The organism is Kribbella sp. NPDC000426 (genome assembly GCF_040300265.1).
Classification (GTDB): domain Bacteria; phylum Actinomycetota; class Actinomycetes; order Propionibacteriales; family Kribbellaceae; genus Kribbella.
In genome coordinates this window covers 103816-117986 of the sequence record NZ_JBEPDK010000010.1, presented here as the reverse complement: position 1 = coordinate 117986, position 14171 = coordinate 103816, and the positions used below count along the sequence as shown (strand labels likewise).

The 14171-nt window shown below is 68.5% G+C and carries 16 protein-coding genes; 10 read left to right on the top strand and 6 right to left on the bottom strand.

The features are described 5' to 3' along the window. Positions 1–11 precede the first annotated feature (11 nt). Positions 12–746, bottom strand: coding sequence for an N-acetyltransferase (locus ABT313_RS39775; protein ID WP_350865280.1), 735 nt, complete (start codon positions 744–746; stop codon positions 12–14). Between the two features lie 12 nt (positions 747–758). Then, a complete protein-coding gene (locus tag ABT313_RS39770; RefSeq protein WP_134110408.1) occupies positions 759–1208 on the bottom strand; it encodes an HNH endonuclease in 450 nt (149 codons plus the stop codon). A 144-nt stretch (positions 1209–1352) separates the two neighbouring features. On the opposite strand from ABT313_RS39770, the gene ABT313_RS39765 reads away from it, so the two are divergent. The 3 genes from ABT313_RS39765 to ABT313_RS39755 all read left to right on the top strand — a co-directional run bounded on the left by ABT313_RS39765 (position 1353) and on the right by ABT313_RS39755 (position 3910). After that, complete coding sequence (locus tag ABT313_RS39765) at positions 1353–1760, top strand: DUF3151 domain-containing protein (protein WP_133786014.1); 408 nt, start codon at positions 1353–1355, stop codon at positions 1758–1760. Between the two features lie 43 nt (positions 1761–1803). Further along, the gene (locus ABT313_RS39760; protein WP_350865277.1) at positions 1804–2562 is read left to right on the top strand and encodes a 2-phosphosulfolactate phosphatase; all 759 of its coding nucleotides are present in this window, start codon (positions 1804–1806) and stop codon (positions 2560–2562) included. A gap of 148 nt (positions 2563–2710) precedes the next feature. Continuing rightward, entirely contained in the window at positions 2711–3910 is a 1200-nt protein-coding gene (locus ABT313_RS39755) for an MFS transporter (RefSeq protein ID WP_350865274.1), read from the top strand. On the opposite strand, the gene ABT313_RS39750 is transcribed toward ABT313_RS39755, so the two are convergent. Then, positions 3897–4715 (bottom strand): DUF6597 domain-containing transcriptional factor, encoded by an 819-nt coding sequence (locus ABT313_RS39750; RefSeq protein ID WP_350865271.1) that lies wholly within the window; start codon positions 4713–4715, stop codon positions 3897–3899. The genes ABT313_RS39755 and ABT313_RS39750 overlap by 14 nt on opposite strands. Positions 4716–4769: 54 nt before the next feature. Between ABT313_RS39750 and ABT313_RS39745 the strand changes: the two genes are divergently transcribed. Together ABT313_RS39745 and ABT313_RS39740 are read left to right on the top strand one after the other, a co-directional pair. Continuing rightward, complete coding sequence (locus ABT313_RS39745) at positions 4770–5255, top strand: VOC family protein (RefSeq protein WP_350865269.1); 486 nt, start codon at positions 4770–4772, stop codon at positions 5253–5255. Between the two features lie 283 nt (positions 5256–5538). Beyond that, positions 5539–6819 (top strand): adenylosuccinate synthase, encoded by a 1281-nt coding sequence (locus ABT313_RS39740; RefSeq protein WP_350865267.1) that lies wholly within the window; start codon positions 5539–5541, stop codon positions 6817–6819. A gap of 21 nt (positions 6820–6840) precedes the next feature. On the opposite strand, the gene ABT313_RS39735 is transcribed toward ABT313_RS39740, so the two are convergent. Further along, a complete protein-coding gene (locus ABT313_RS39735) occupies positions 6841–8745 on the bottom strand; it encodes a serine/threonine protein kinase (protein ID WP_350865265.1) in 1905 nt (634 codons plus the stop codon). Positions 8746–8835: 90 nt separating this feature from the next. Between ABT313_RS39735 and ABT313_RS39730 the strand changes: the two genes are divergently transcribed. Both ABT313_RS39730 and ABT313_RS39725 read left to right on the top strand, forming a co-directional pair. Then, the gene (locus ABT313_RS39730) at positions 8836–9168 is read left to right on the top strand and encodes a DUF1330 domain-containing protein (RefSeq protein ID WP_350865262.1); all 333 of its coding nucleotides are present in this window, start codon (positions 8836–8838) and stop codon (positions 9166–9168) included. 77 nt (positions 9169–9245) lie between these two features. Further along, positions 9246–9854: a DJ-1/PfpI family protein gene (locus ABT313_RS39725; RefSeq protein WP_350865259.1), complete on the top strand. Its 609-nt coding sequence runs from the start codon at positions 9246–9248 to the stop codon at positions 9852–9854. Positions 9855–9909: 55 nt separating this feature from the next. Here the strand turns inward: ABT313_RS39725 and ABT313_RS39720 are convergent, their stop codons facing one another. Beyond that, positions 9910–10620 (bottom strand): SDR family oxidoreductase, encoded by a 711-nt coding sequence (locus ABT313_RS39720; RefSeq protein ID WP_350865256.1) that lies wholly within the window; start codon positions 10618–10620, stop codon positions 9910–9912. Positions 10621–10708: 88 nt separating this feature from the next. Here ABT313_RS39720 and ABT313_RS39715 point away from each other — a divergent pair, with 88 nt between their 5' ends. Beyond that, complete coding sequence (locus ABT313_RS39715) at positions 10709–11293, top strand: TetR/AcrR family transcriptional regulator (RefSeq protein ID WP_350865253.1); 585 nt, start codon at positions 10709–10711, stop codon at positions 11291–11293. A gap of 6 nt (positions 11294–11299) precedes the next feature. Then, the gene (locus tag ABT313_RS39710; RefSeq protein WP_350865250.1) at positions 11300–11695 is read left to right on the top strand and encodes a PPOX class F420-dependent oxidoreductase; all 396 of its coding nucleotides are present in this window, start codon (positions 11300–11302) and stop codon (positions 11693–11695) included. Here the strand turns inward: ABT313_RS39710 and ABT313_RS39705 are convergent. Beyond that, complete coding sequence (locus tag ABT313_RS39705; RefSeq protein WP_350865247.1) at positions 11673–12782, bottom strand: glycoside hydrolase family 88 protein; 1110 nt, start codon at positions 12780–12782, stop codon at positions 11673–11675. The genes ABT313_RS39710 and ABT313_RS39705 overlap by 23 nt on opposite strands. A gap of 178 nt (positions 12783–12960) precedes the next feature. On the opposite strand from ABT313_RS39705, the gene ABT313_RS39700 reads away from it, so the two are divergent. Further along, the gene (locus ABT313_RS39700; protein WP_350865244.1) at positions 12961–14157 is read left to right on the top strand and encodes an alginate lyase family protein; all 1197 of its coding nucleotides are present in this window, start codon (positions 12961–12963) and stop codon (positions 14155–14157) included. The last annotated feature ends 14 nt before the right edge of the window (positions 14158–14171 follow it).

Sequence of the window (14171 nt, the reverse complement as noted above, 5' to 3'; positions counted from 1 at the left end):
ACGGACGATTTTCAAACTGTGGAGAACTTGTGCCGCACCCACACGTTCGGCTCGACGTAGACCGCGCGATCGGCGGCAACGTCGCAGTCCACCGGGACGAGACCGCCGCCGACCTCGACGGAGCCGCTGCGATCGAACGGAAGCCCGGTCCACGAACGCCACTCGGCCAGTGAGCCGGCGATCACCCAGGAGGCGGACGCGACCGCGGCGATCTCCCCGCCGGCCCGGACATGAGTCCGCAGCCACGGATCACACGGCAGCCCGTCAGCACGCGTCCGAGCGACGTACTCATCCATGGACGTCTGAGGTTCTAGGTGCTTGTGAGTCGGCCGCACGGGGGCATCCAGGACGTCGAGTCCCGCGTCGCCGACCGCCTGCCGAAGGGCGGCGAGCATGAGTGCCGAGATGCCCTGATTCTGCAGGTCGTGCGCGACGCTGATGTTGAGGGCACACGCCGCGTCCGGTCGTACGCCGCGGCGTACGTCGGTGAAGGCCCAGACGACTGCCTGTTCCCATCCGCCGGGCGGGAAGTCCGAGCGGCGGGCGAACTGGACGGCGTGGGCGTCGGCGACGACGCGGTCGCCTGCGGTGGCGATCAGGCAGGTGCCGGGGAAGACCGCAGGGACCTGGCCGAAGTACGCCTCGGACACGCGGTTGTGGCGCATGAACTCGGGCCAGCCGCGGACGTCGACGTCTGCGTTGGCGAGCTCGGGGCGATCAGCGACGGTGGTGATCTCCACGGGCATGAAAAAAGCTCGTCATCTGTCTATGACGAGCTCGGCGCGGGTTGGTACCCAGGGTTGCCAAAGGAGCGGCATGTTGGCCTCGGACGGAGTGCGGTTGCCTTTCCGCTCGTTGCACGAGGCATGGGCGGCCACGGCGTTCAGCCACTCGGTGCGGCCGCCCCTGGATCTGGGTTGGACATGGTCCATGGTGTCGGCGTTCTCGAGGCCGCAGTACGCGCACCGGAACTTGTCGCGGCGGAGGACGCCGTGCTTGCTGTACTTCATCCGGCCGGCTGCGTAGCGCCAATGCGTGACGACGTACCGGACCAGGCGCAGGACGCGAGGGACCGGGAAGGGGCCGATGGTTCGCTCTCCGTGCGCCTCTTCCACCACTGCGACCTCACGCACCAGCATCCGGATGGCGTGCTGGATCGAGACGGTGTGCAGCGGTTCGTACGACGCGTTCAGGACTATGACGCTCATCCGGTGCCTCCTTCCGGCCGTAGCTGGGAACCACGGCGGTTTGACGCAGGGTCTCAAGCATCCGTGGCCGGTGGGTGAACGGTCAACGGATTTCGTCAGACGGTCACGTGCCGGTACGGCTGCGTGATCGGCGAAGATGTGCTTATGGAATTGAACAATCTGCTCTCAGGCCCACCCGAGACACTACTACCGGTCGACCCGGCCGCGGCGGAACTCGCCGACGGGGCCGCTCCGGCGGACGTCGCCGCCAAGTACCCGACGTCGTCGCTGGCCTGGGCCGTGCTTGCCGAGGGCGCCTTGGCGGACGGCAGGACGATCGAGGGGTACGCGTACGCGCGGACCGGCTACCACCGCGCGCTGGACCTGCTCCGGCGCAACGGCTGGAAGGGCCACGGACCGGTGCCGTGGGAGCACGAACCGAACCGCGGGTTCCTGCGCGCGCTGGCGGCGCTGGGCAAGGCGGCCGCACTCATCGACGAGAAGGACGAGGCGGAGCGTTGCGCCACGTTCCTGCGCGACTCGTCGCCGGCTGCCGCCGACGCGCTGAGCTGAAACCTGGTTGTGGGGTTGGTCGCTCGGCGGAATGATCTGCCGGGTGACCAGTCCTTATGCGCAGGCCGGGTTCGGCGTCGGGTTCGACTGGGGTCCGGTGGGTGCGGGGATTGTTGCCGGGGACATCGTGGCTGTCGCCGACGTGCTGTCGTTCACCACCGCGGTGACCGTCGCGGCGGACTGCGGGATCAACGTCTACCCGTATCGGTGGCGGGACGAGACGGCCGTCGCTTATGCAGCGCGGTGGGACGCGAAGCTTGCGGTCGGGCGGTCCGAGGCGGGGCCGGGTGACGTGAGTTTGTCGCCGGTGACGATCAGGCGTGCGGAGGGTGTCAGCAGGCTGGTGCTGCCGTCGCCGAACGGCTCGACGATCGCCAGGCAGCTGAGTGATGGTGGGGCCACGGTGATCGCGGTGTCGTTGCGCAATCGCCGAGCCGCTGCGGATTGGGTCAGAGAGCAGCTGCAGGTCGCGAGCCGCCGCCACCAAGCACCCAGGGTTGTCGCCATTGCCGCAGGGGAGCGGTGGCAGGACGGATCGCTCCGGCCGGCTGTGGAGGACCTCTGGGGGGCCGGTGGGTTCCTCAGTGCGCTCGGGCTGGACGACCTGTCTCCGGAGGCGCGCGCGGCGGTCGCGGCGTACGACGCGGTTGCCGATGACCTGCCCAAGCTCCTGCACGAGTGCGCCGGCGGTCGCGAGCTCACGCAGTACGGCTATCCGGAGGACGTCGCGATCGCGGCGGAGCTGGATGAGAGTACGAGCGTGCCGGTGCTCGAGGACGGTACGATGTTCAGGTCAATCTGAACCAATGAATGCCCGTTGACAGTGCCGGCAAGCGGCGAGCGTCCCCGCTACTTGCCGAACATGGACGGTTCTAGGCGGACGGACAGACCGGCGAAGCTGGACGCCCACGGTCGGGTCCCCGCCCCTCCGGGCAGCGGAAGGTCACACCGTGCCGGCTCTCACCGGACGGACAGCCGCGCCCACTTACGCAGCGGTACTGCGTACTCCGGGCGCGTGGAAGTTCTACCTCGCGGCGGCCCCGGCAAGGATCGGGATCGCGATGACCGGCCTCGGCATCGTCTGGCTGGTGCACGGATCGACCGGCTCGTACGCCGCGGCAGGCAGCGTCACCGGCGGCTTCGCCGTGGCCGAAGCGGTCGCCGGCCCGCAGGTCGCACGACTCATCGACCGTTTCGGTCAGACCCGGATGTTGCCGATCACGCTGTTGGCGCATGCGGCCGCGGTCGCACTACTGATCTCTTTGACACTGACCGGCGCGCCGTTGCCGATCCTCATCGCGACCGGGGTCCTGGCAGGTGGCTCGCTGCCGCAGATCGGTGCGCAGACGGCGGCGCGCTGGTCGGAGGCGCTGCGCGATACGCCGCTGCTCTCGTCGGCGTTCGCGCTCGAGGCCTTGAGCGTCGGCGTGGCCTTCATGGTCGGCCCGGGCCTGGTCGGCGTGGTGAGCTCCTTCAGCACGCCGGCGGCGGGTTCGGTGCTCGCGACGATCCTCGTGGTGACCGGCGGGTTCCTGCTGGCGATGCAGCGCGGTACGGCGCCGCCGCCGAGGGTGGCTGGTGAGCATGGTGGCGCGAAACGCCTGCTGCACAAGCGATTCGTAGGGCTTGCCGGTACGAATGTCGGTGTCGGGCTGTTCTTCGGCAGTATGCAGGTCTCTGTCACCGCGTTCGCAGTGTCGCAAGGTACGCCGGGTCTGGCCGGGCCGCTCTACAGCATCACCAGCCTGGTGAGCCTGCTCGTCGGGCTCGCGTACGGTGCCCGACGCTGGCGGACCGCGCCGGAGACGCAGTTCGTCATCGCCTTCGTCTGGCTCGCGGTGAGTTGCGTGCCCTTGATCGCCGTGCACACGCCGGTGGCGGCAGCGCTCGCGTTGACCCTGCCTGGCCTGGCGATCGCGCCCTTCCAGACCCTGTCGTCGGTCCTGGCTGAGTCAGCCGTGGAGCCCGCCGTCCTGACACAGGCCTTCACCTGGCTGAACTCAGGTGGGGCAGCGGGCATCGCACTGGGCTCCGCCTTCGCGGGCTGGGTCGTCGACGGGCACAGTGCGCAGTACGGCTTCGTGGTCGCGCTAGGCGCGTCGGTGACGGCCCTCTTGATGGCAATGACGGTGAAGCTCAGCGGTAGGTGATCTGGCGTTCGGCGGCCGCCCTGGTGGCGTACTCCGCCGGGGTCAGGCCGATCTGCTGCTTGAACTCCTTCGAGAAGTGCGCTTGGTCGAAGTAGCCGAGGGACGCGGACAGTTCCGCCAGCTCGGCTGCCTCGCCCTGGGCCAGGAGCTCGGCGCCGTCGTGGAGGCGGTAGCGGCGGAGGACCCACTTCGGGCCGACTCCGACGTACCGCCGGAAGAGGCGCTGGAGGGTGCGGACAGGTACGCCGAAACGCGCCGTGATCTCGTCCACGCGGGCCAGCGTGCGGTCGGCCGCCATCGTGGTGACGATCTCCCGGACGAGCTCGTACGACGGGTCGGGCGGTGCGAGGTGGTCGCGCAGGAACGCCTCGAACACCGCCCGGCGCCGTACGTCGGACTCGGCCTCGAACATCAGGTCCGCGAGCCGATCGCCGTCGGGGAACACATCGGTCAGCGGCAGCACCAGGTCGCAGAGGGACCCGACGTCGAGGCCGGTGATGGCGCCGAAGCCGCCGGCCCAGAACTTCACCCCGAACGCCCGCCCGCGCCCCGACAGTTCGCGCTCGAACTTGCGGGTGCAGACCCCGTTCACGAACGCGCCGCCCGGCTGCTCGAACGTCACGTTCACGCTCGGGAACGGCAGCACCTCGGCCGTGTACGGCTCGTCCAGGTCCCACTCGACGATCCAGTACCACTCCACGAACCGGCCGGCCTCCGGGCCGGGCGCGAGGCGGTGCAGCGAACGGTGCCGGGCCTGCTCGCGTGGATGCAGGATGCCTCGCTCGCTGTCCGGTAGCTGGGTCAAGGCTGTCGCTTTCTTACAAGACCGGTACGGCCGTCACGCCGTTGACTAAGAGTCATGACGACGAACACGGTAAACCCCATCCCCGACGGTTATCACTCGCTGACCCCGTACCTCGCCGTCCCGGACGGGCCGAAGGCGATCGAGTTCTACCAGTCGGTGTTCGGGGCCGAGGTGATCAGCCGGCAGGACATGCCGGACGGGCGGGTCGGTCAGGCCGAGCTGAAGTTCGGCAACTCGATGTTGCAGTTGAGCGACCAGATGCCGCAGATCGGGCTGCGGGCGCCGAACGGCGAGTGGGTGCACTCCTCGCTGGTGCACTACGTGCCTGACGTGGACGCGACGTACGCGAAGGCGATCGAGGCCGGGGCGACGTCGGTGGAAGAGGTGCAGACCTTCATGACCGGGGACCGGTTCGGCACGGTGATCGATCCGTTCGGGCATCGCTGGGCGATCCTGACGAAGGTCGAGGACGTCTCGCGCGAAGAGGCTGACCGGCGGGTGAAGGAGTGGCTCGCCTCGAACCCCGAGGGCCTTGAGTAGAAATGAGGCTGCGTTCCTAGAACGAGGAAGCGGCCCGCCGGAACCGTCCCCTGCGGCAGTTTCGGCGGGCCGCTGACTAAGAGTGTGCACGCGATCACGCAAATTGGCAACCCGTCGCCTGATGAAACAAGTACTTGAAACGGTTGCTTATGGGTTCTGGACAGGCCCGAAAGCTCCGCCCCGAAGTCCGGTAGGCTTTGGTCGCAAGAGCCTGGATGCGTTGCCGGATGAATGTCCGGTGAACGTCTCCGGGCTTCACCGTTTCAAGCACAGGAGGGCTGAGATGCCCGCAATCGTGCTCGTCGGCGCCCAGTGGGGCGATGAGGGCAAAGGCAAGGCGACCGATCTGCTCGGCAACACGGGCGAGGTCATCGACTACGTGGTGAAGTTCAACGGCGGTAACAACGCCGGCCACACGGTGGTGATCGGCTCCGAGAAGTACGCGCTGCACCTGCTCCCGAGCGGCATCCTCACACCGGGTGTGACGCCGGTGATCGGCAACGGGGTCGTGGTCGACCTCAGTGTGCTGTTCGAAGAGCTCGACGCGCTGCAGGCGCGCGGGGTGGACACGTCGCGCCTCGTGATCAGCGCGAGCGCGCACGTCATCCCGCCGTACAACCGGACGCTCGACAAGGTCACCGAGCGGTTCCTCGGCAGCCGGAAGATCGGGACCACGGGACGCGGCATCGGTCCGACGTACGCCGACAAGATGAACCGCGTCGGTATCCGGATTCAGGACCTGTACGACGAGAAGATCCTCGAGCAGAAGGTCACCGGCGCGCTGGAGCAGAAGAACCAGCTGCTGGTGAAGGTGTACAACCGGCGCGCGGTCGAGATCCGCGAAGTGCTGGACGAACTGCTGGCGTACGCCGACCGCCTGCGGCCGATGGTCGCGGACACCAGCCTCCTGCTGAACAAGGCACTCGACGAGGGCAAGACCGTGCTGATGGAGGCCGGCCAGGCCACGCTGCTCGACGTCGACCACGGCACGTACCCGTTCGTCACCTCGTCGAACGCGATCTCCGCGGGCGCCTGCACCGGCACCGGCATCCCGCCGACGCGCATCGACCGCGTGATGGCCGTCGTGAAGGCGTACACGACCCGTGTCGGCGAGGGCCCGTTCCCGACCGAGCTGCTGGACGCCGACGGTGAGTGGCTGCGCCAGCAGGGCGCCGAGTTCGGTACGACGACCGGCCGCCCGCGGCGCTGCGGCTGGTACGACTCGGTCATCGCCCGGTACGCCGCCCGCGTGAACGGCGTCTCGGACTTCGTGCTCACCAAGCTCGACACCCTGACCGGCCGCGAGAAGATCCCGGTCTGCGTCGCGTACGAGGTGAACGGCGTCCGGTACGACGAGATGCCGATGACCCAGACCGACTTCCACCACTCGGTCCCGGTCTACGAGGAGTTCGACGGCTGGTCCGACGACATCACCGGCTGCCGCACGTTCGAGGACCTGCCGAAGGAAGCGCAGTCCTACGTCCGCGCGGTCGAATCGCTCAGCGGCGCGCGGATCTCCGCCATCGGCGTCGGCCCCGAGCGCAGCCAGATCGTCCAGCTGTAAAGCCGAACGGCCTCCCCGTCGTCAGTTACCGATGATGGGGAGGTCCCGGATGAACGGCGCGTTGCGCAGGTCGCCGAGGGTCGGACGCTCGATGTTCGGCGTCTCGATAGGAGTCCGCGCCCAGTCCGCGCCGGCTCCCTGGGTGGCCTGGTAGAACGTGATGCCGCCGATCGCCAGCAGCACGACGGCCATCAGCGCGGAGAGCCAGTGCGCGCGGAACGTGTTGCGCGCCGCGATGTGGGCGCCTCGACGCAGCGAGCTGCCACCAGGGCCCCACCAGCTGGTGAAGAGCGCAGTCAGTGCGGCGCTGCCGAAACCGACCGCTGACAGCGGCTGCCAGTTCAGGTCGTACGTCGTGGCTGCTACGGCGGTGACGATGCCGCCGATGACGACCGCCATGATCAGCGGAAGGATCAGACAGGGCAGCGTGATCAGCGCGGCCATCGCCAGCTGCAGCGGGCTGGCAGCAGCTGCGATGACGCCGTCGGACTTGCCGGAGCGTCCGCGGACCTGGCGGCGACGCATCAACGCCGTACTCGATCGATCGACGGTACGTGCGAGCACCAGGAGCACCACGGCGACTGCTGAGCCGATCAGCGGAGTCAGCGCGATCAGTCCGGACAGCGCGACCATGAAGCCGACAATGACCGCGGTACGCCGACCGGTCGGTGGGGCCTTAGCGGGCTGAGCGGGCTGGGCGGGTTGCACCGGAGCCGGCCGCACCGAAGCTGGCGGCCCGGCCTGCTGGTACGGCTGCGGGTAGGGCTGCGCATACGGCTGCGAGTAGGGCGCCGGCGGACCGCTCTGGTACGGCAGGGGCATCCCAGCCGGAGCAGCTGCGTTGGGCGCCGGGCTGTAGGTCGCCGGATGCGGTGGCACCTCGGCAACCGGCTTCTTCGCCGCAGCGTCCCGGATCTTGTCCCGGATCGGCGTGAAGGCCGATAGCGGTGGGATCACCGGCGGCACGAGCAGTGCCACCTCGGTCGGAGTCGGGCCGGCCGGGGGCTCTTCTTCCGTCGGCATGAGCTTCGTCACGAGCCGGGTCGGCGGCACGGCGGCGACAGTAGGCGTCTCACGCGGCGGCAGGGCATCACGGCCCTCGGAGTACCGGGTGAGTCCGTCCATGATCTCGGCCTGCGTCGGGCGGTCGGCCTTGGTCGGTGAGAGCGCTGCGGCGAGCAGTGGCTTCAGCCGCGGGTCCAGCCCCTCCAAGTCAGCCTGGCCGGAGTGCACGCGTGCCAGCACCGCCTCGAACGGTCCCTTGCCGAACGGCCGACGTCCCGTCGCGGCGAACGCCACAGTGGCGGCCCAGCCCCACCAGTCCGCGGACTGCGACACCATCTCGCCCTCGATGAGTTCGGGCGCCAGATACCCCGGCGTACCGATCACGAGGCCGGTCTGCGTGAGCCGCAGGTCGTCGGCGGCCTGGGCGATGCCGAAGTCGATCATTACCGGCTTGCCATTGAACATCATCACGTTGCCGGGCTTCAGGTCGCGGTGGATCACGCCGACGGCGTGGATCGCCTGCAGCGACTCGGCCAGGCAACCGGCCAGCGGCAGCCACTTGCGCGGAGTCAGCGGACCGCGGTCGTCCACCTGCTCGTCCAGCGGCCGACCCGGGACGAAACGCGTCACCAGGTAGGGCCGCTCCGCCTCCAGGTCGTGGTCGAGGATGCCGGCCACGCCGGGGTGGTCCACCTTCTGCAGCGTGGTCGCCTCGCGCTGCAACCGGGCCCGTGCGATCGGGTCGTGCGCGACGTGCGGCCGCAGTACCTTGACCGCGACCTCCTGGCGCTCAGGGCCTTCGGCGAGGTAGACGACCCCCATGCCGCCCTGGCCGAGCCGCCGGATCAACCGGTACGGTCCGAGCCGCTCGTCCTCCACCTCCTCCGCATGGGTGGAAGGCGGTCCCCCTGTGACTGACATGGCATCTACGGTACGTCGGGAGCAGATCAAGCCGTCACGATGACGTCAGAGGTAATCGCCTGAATTCTCCCCGTGGTCAAGGCTGGAGCCATGACACAGAGAATGAAGGCTTACGCGATCGCCTATCTGCGCAACGTCCGGATGGGCGCGGACATCGTCGAGTACCTCGAGCGGATCGACGAGACGCTCGCGCCGTACGACGGTCACTTCCTCGTCCACGGCGCGACGCCCGAGCAGATCGAGGGAGAGTGGGACGGGGCGCCGATCGTGATCGAGTTCCCGGACTTCGACCACCTGCGGGACTGGTACGAGTCGCCCGACTACCGCGAGATCCTGCCGCTGCGGACCGAGAACTCCGACGGCGTGGTGATCTTCGTCGAGGGCGTCGACCGCAAGCACAAGGCCACCGACGTACTGGTCTGAGGGCGCTGGCCAGATCCTTGCGAACATGGGCGTCGTGGCCACTGGCTGCCTCCGAGCCGTCCCGGTTGGGTGGAGGTATGCGAATCGAGATCCTGGTGTTCGACGGTGTGGACGAGATGGACGTGATGGGGCCGTTCGAGGTCTGGAGTCACGCGGCCCGCCGGCCCCAGTTCGACCTGGCGCTCGTCGGGCTGGACGGGCCGGCCGAGGTGACCGGGCTGCACGGCCTGCAGTTCAAGGCGCCTGAGGGCCTCGGGCAGCCGGATGCGCTCTTCGTCCCGGGCGGCGGATGGATGAACCGCGCGGAGAAGGGTTCGTGGGCCGAGGCGCGGCGAGGCGTGATGACGGCGCGGATCGCCGAGCTCGCGCCCTCGCTGCAGTGGATCGGCTCGGTGTGCACCGGCTCGATGCTGCTCGCCGAGGCCGGGTTGGTGAAGGGGCGTCCGGCCACCACCAACCGCGGCGCGTGGGCCGAGCTGGAGGCATTCGGCGCCGACCTGAAGACCAACCGGATCGTCGACGACGGCACGCTGGTCACCGCCGGCGGCATCACCTGCGGGATCGATCTCGCGCTGCACGTCGTGGAGCGCGAGCTCGGCCCGGACGTCGCCGACGGGATCGCCGGAGCGATGGAGTACGCCCGGGACCGGGACGTGTGGACCTCCAGCACTCACCAACTGGTCTGAGGGCGGTCGCCGACGGGTCCCGGGAGCGTGCGACCCGTGGGCGACCGCCGGCTGGTCAGTGGCTCACGTCCGCCAGCTCGGGGTATACGGCGGTGAGGTCGCCGGACATGGCGGCCTTCGCGCCGCGGGCGGTGTCGTCGGCGAGGACCTCGTGAGCACCGGACTCGATACCGTCGAGGGCCTGCTTGGCGATGTCCTCCGGGCGGGACTTCGGGGCGGTGACCGCGGAGGTCATGTCGGTGTCGACGTACCCCATGTGCAGGCCGGTGACGCCGATGCCGCGGTCGAGCAGCTCGACGCGGATCGCGTTGCTCTGCAGCCAGAACGCCGCCTTGGTCGCGGAGTACGCGCCGTGCCGGGCGACCCAGGACAGGGCCGAGTGGGCGTTGAGGATGTGGCCGCCGCCGTTGCGCTCGATGATCGGTACGAACGCCTTGGTGAGCTGCAGCGGGCCGAAGAAGTTCGCGTCGAAGACCTCGCGGATGTCGTCGATCGAGCTGTCCAGGTAGGTGTCCGGCGAGCTCGCGCCGGCGTTGTTGACCAGGATCGTGACGTCCGGAGCGGCGGCGGCCAGCGCGTCGATCGAGGCCTGGTCGGTGATCTCGAGCGGCAGCGGTACGACGCGCGGGTCGGTGCTGGGCTTCGGTGCCCGGGCGGTCGCGTAGACCTTCGCCGCGCCACGGTTCAGCAGGTCGTCGACGATCGCCTTGCCGATGCCGCGCTGCCCGCCGGTGACGAGCACGACGGCGCCTTCGAGTGTGGTCATCTGAAACTCCCTAGGAGGAAACTGATCTGTTTCCAACACAGTAAACCGATCGGTTTCCGTTTTCAAATCCAACCGGTACCCTCGTTCCATGAGCACTTCGGCGACACCCCGTGAACGACTGCTGGACGCCGCGGGGGAACTCTTCTACCGCGACGGCGTGAACATCGGGGTGGACGCGCTCTGCAAGGCGGCCGGGGTGTCGAAGAAGTCGATGTACCAGCTGTTCCGGTCGAAGGACGAGCTGATCGCGGAGAGCCTCGCCAGCCGCGGACCGGCGTACCAGCTGTTGCTGCAGCCCGGGCCGGAGGACGAGCGGTCCCCGCGGGAGCGGATCCTGACCGTGTTCGAGCGCCAGGACGAGCTGGTTGCTTCAGGCAACTACCTGGGCTGTCCCTACGTGAGCACCGCGGTCGAGCTGAAGAATCCTGAGCACCCGGGGTCCGTGGTGGCCCGGCATTTCAAGCAGCAGCTCACCGACTTCTTCCACCGTGAGCTGGTCAAGGCCGGGGCCGATGACGCGTCGACGCTGGCGATCCAGCTCACGATGGTGTTCGACGGCGCGAGCGCGCGAGCCGTTGTCCGCGCCCAGCCGCTCGGCGGCATCGGCGCCGTCACGGCCGGTGCGCTGATGGACGCGGCCGGCGTGCCCGCCGGCGAGTTCGCGCTCCGCTGAGCCACCGTGCAGATTCCGAGCGAGTTTCATGACCTGCTGGCGTCGAAGGCGATCGCGATGGTCGGCACGATCGGCCGGCGCGGCGAGCCGCAGGTGACGCCGCTGTGGTTCCTCTGGGACGGCGAGCGGGTGCGGATCAGCCTGGTGGACGGGCGGCAGAAGCTGCGCAACCTGCAGCGCAATCCGGCGATCTCGCTGGTTGTCGTCGACCCGGCCCGGCCGACGTACTACGTCGAGCTGCGGGGCCGGATCGACGACCTGGTGCCGGATCCGGACTTGGCGCTGGAGCAGGCGGTCGCGCGGAAGTACACCGGCGACTGGACCGACGTCGAGCCGCCAGGTACCACGCGTTACGCGACGAGCGTTGTCGTCGAGCGGATCACCAGCCAGCTCGGTCACTGAGGGCCGCCAGCTCGGAGCCGGCGAGCAGGAAGGCGCCGACGCCGAAGTCGGCGGTGGTGTTGTAGGTGATGGGCTGGCTGGACTCGGGGCGATCGCCGACGCCCTGGACGTAGCCGAGGAAGCCGTCCGGGTGGACGGCGGTGGCGACCATGCCGTTCCAGGCGCGGGCGGCCAGCGGGAGGTAGGTTGCGCTGGGCAACAGTCCCGTGCTGACCGCGTACGCGGCGGCGTACGCGAAGAGCGCCGTACCGCTGGTCTCCGGGCCGGGGAGGTGCTGGGGGTCGGTGAGGTTGACGTTCCAGAAGCCGTCGGTGCGCTGGATCGGGCGGAGCGCGGTGACGAGCTGCTTGAGGGTGTCGGCGTACTCCTGGTTTGCAAGGGTTTTCAGGGTCTTGACGTGGGCGGCGGCGACCCAGCCGTTGCCGCGGGACCAGACGACGGGCTTGCCGTTCGGCGAGGTGATGCCGCCGGGCCGGAAGCGCTCGTCGCGGTACCAGAGTCCGCTCGACGGGATCCACAGCTGCCGGGTCCGCTTCGTGTGGTTGTAGAGCTGGTAGAGCTTCGTCGCGTACGCCGGATCGCCGCGGAGCTGCCCGAGCCGGGCGAACGACGGCATCGCCATGTGCAGCGCGTCGCACCACCACCAGTCGTCGATCTTCGTGCTGTTGACCATCCGCTGGATCGTGTCGGTCGCGGCGGTCAACTTGTTCGCGGACGGCTCGAGCTCGTACAGGTCGAGGTACGTCTGGATGCAGTTGTGGTTGTCGGCGTGCCGGGTGCTGACGCTGCCGGGGATGCCGTACGCGTGCTTCTCGGCCCACGCGCGGGTGTAGTTCAGGTACTGCGTTTCGCCGGTCAGCCGGTATGCGGCCATCAGACCGCTGAACAAGGTCGACCGGGCCCAGCCGTTGTCACCGGAGTCCGGGTGGGAGGCGATCCACTGGTCGGCGACGCGACGGACGGTGGCGACGATCGCGGCCCGGGACGGGAGCGTGGCAGGCGGTGGGGCGGCGGTAGCGGTGACGGAGGGTAATGCCGGGGCGGCCATGACTGCGGTTCCGAACGCTAGGAACTGGCGTCGTTTCATGGGACAGATCCTCACTTTGTTCCACTGAGCTGGGAAAGTCTCCTGTTTTGTTCCGATGTGAACTTTCTTCTGGCTGAGATGTTGACGCCCTTACGGTCCGTCGTCAAACTTTCGCAAAGACCCTGCGCTAGTGGGGGAAGCGCAAGTGTCCACCGCCCCGAAAGACAGGACACCGCCCATGAGAAAGAAACCTCTGGTCCTGGCCGCAGCCTGTGCTGCGCTGGTTGCCGGGACCCTCAGCAGCCCCGCGGTCGCGTCCTCGAACGCTCCCGCGACAGAGGACGCACCCGCCACGTTCACCCATCCCGGTGTGGGTGTGAGCGTGGCTCAACTCGACTTCGTCCGGGCCAAGGTGCAGGCCGGCGCGCAGCCGTGGACGAACGCGTTCAACCAGGCCAAGAGCAGCACGTACGCATCCCTGTCCCGGACGCCGAAACCGCGCGCGGTGGTCGAGTGCGGCCCGTACTCGAACCCGAACCTCGGCTGCACCGACGAGCGCGAGGACGCGATCGCGGCGTACACGGACGCACTGCTGTGGTACCTGACCCGTGACGACCGCTACGCGCAGAAGTCGATCCAGTTGATGGACGCGTGGTCGGCGACGATCCAGGACCACACCAACAGCAACGCACCGCTGCAGACGGCCTGGTCCGCCTCGTCGTGGCCGAAGGCTGCGGAGATCATCAAGCACGTCTACGGCAACTGGCCGAACTCGGGCCGGTTCGCGACCATGCTGCGCAACGTCTACGTGCCGGAGATGATCAACGGCTCGAACTCCAACGGGAACTGGGAGTTGAGCATGACCGAGGCCCTCCAGGGCATCGGCGTGTTCCTCGAGGACAAGACCATCTACGACAAGGCGATCTCGCTGTACCGGCTGCGGGTTCCGGCGTACGTCTACCTGGAGTCCGACGGCGTCCTGCCCAAGACGGTACCGAGCCAGAACCTCAACACCCGCGACAAGATCGTCAGCTACTGGCAGGGCCAAGGGACGTTCGTGACAGGCTTGACTCAGGAGACCTGCCGCGACTTCACCCACACCGGCTACGGCATCTCGTCGATCTCCCACGTGCTCGAGACCGCGCGGATCCAGGGCATCGACATGTACCCGGAGTTCGGTGAGCGGCTGCGTCAGGCGCTCGGGTTCCAGTCCCGCTGGGAGCGCAACCTCGAGCCGGTGCCGTCCTGGCTCTGCAAGGGCACGGTGAACCGCGGTCTCGGCCCGATCACCGAGGTCGGCTACAACGCTCTGCACACCCGGCTTGGGATCGCGATGGCGAACACCCAGGCGCTGACCGAGTCCCGCCGTCCGGCCGGTTCGAACAACCTGTTCGTCGCGTGGGAGACCCTGACCCACGCGGAGAACCCGTCCTAGGAGAAGACCTCCGG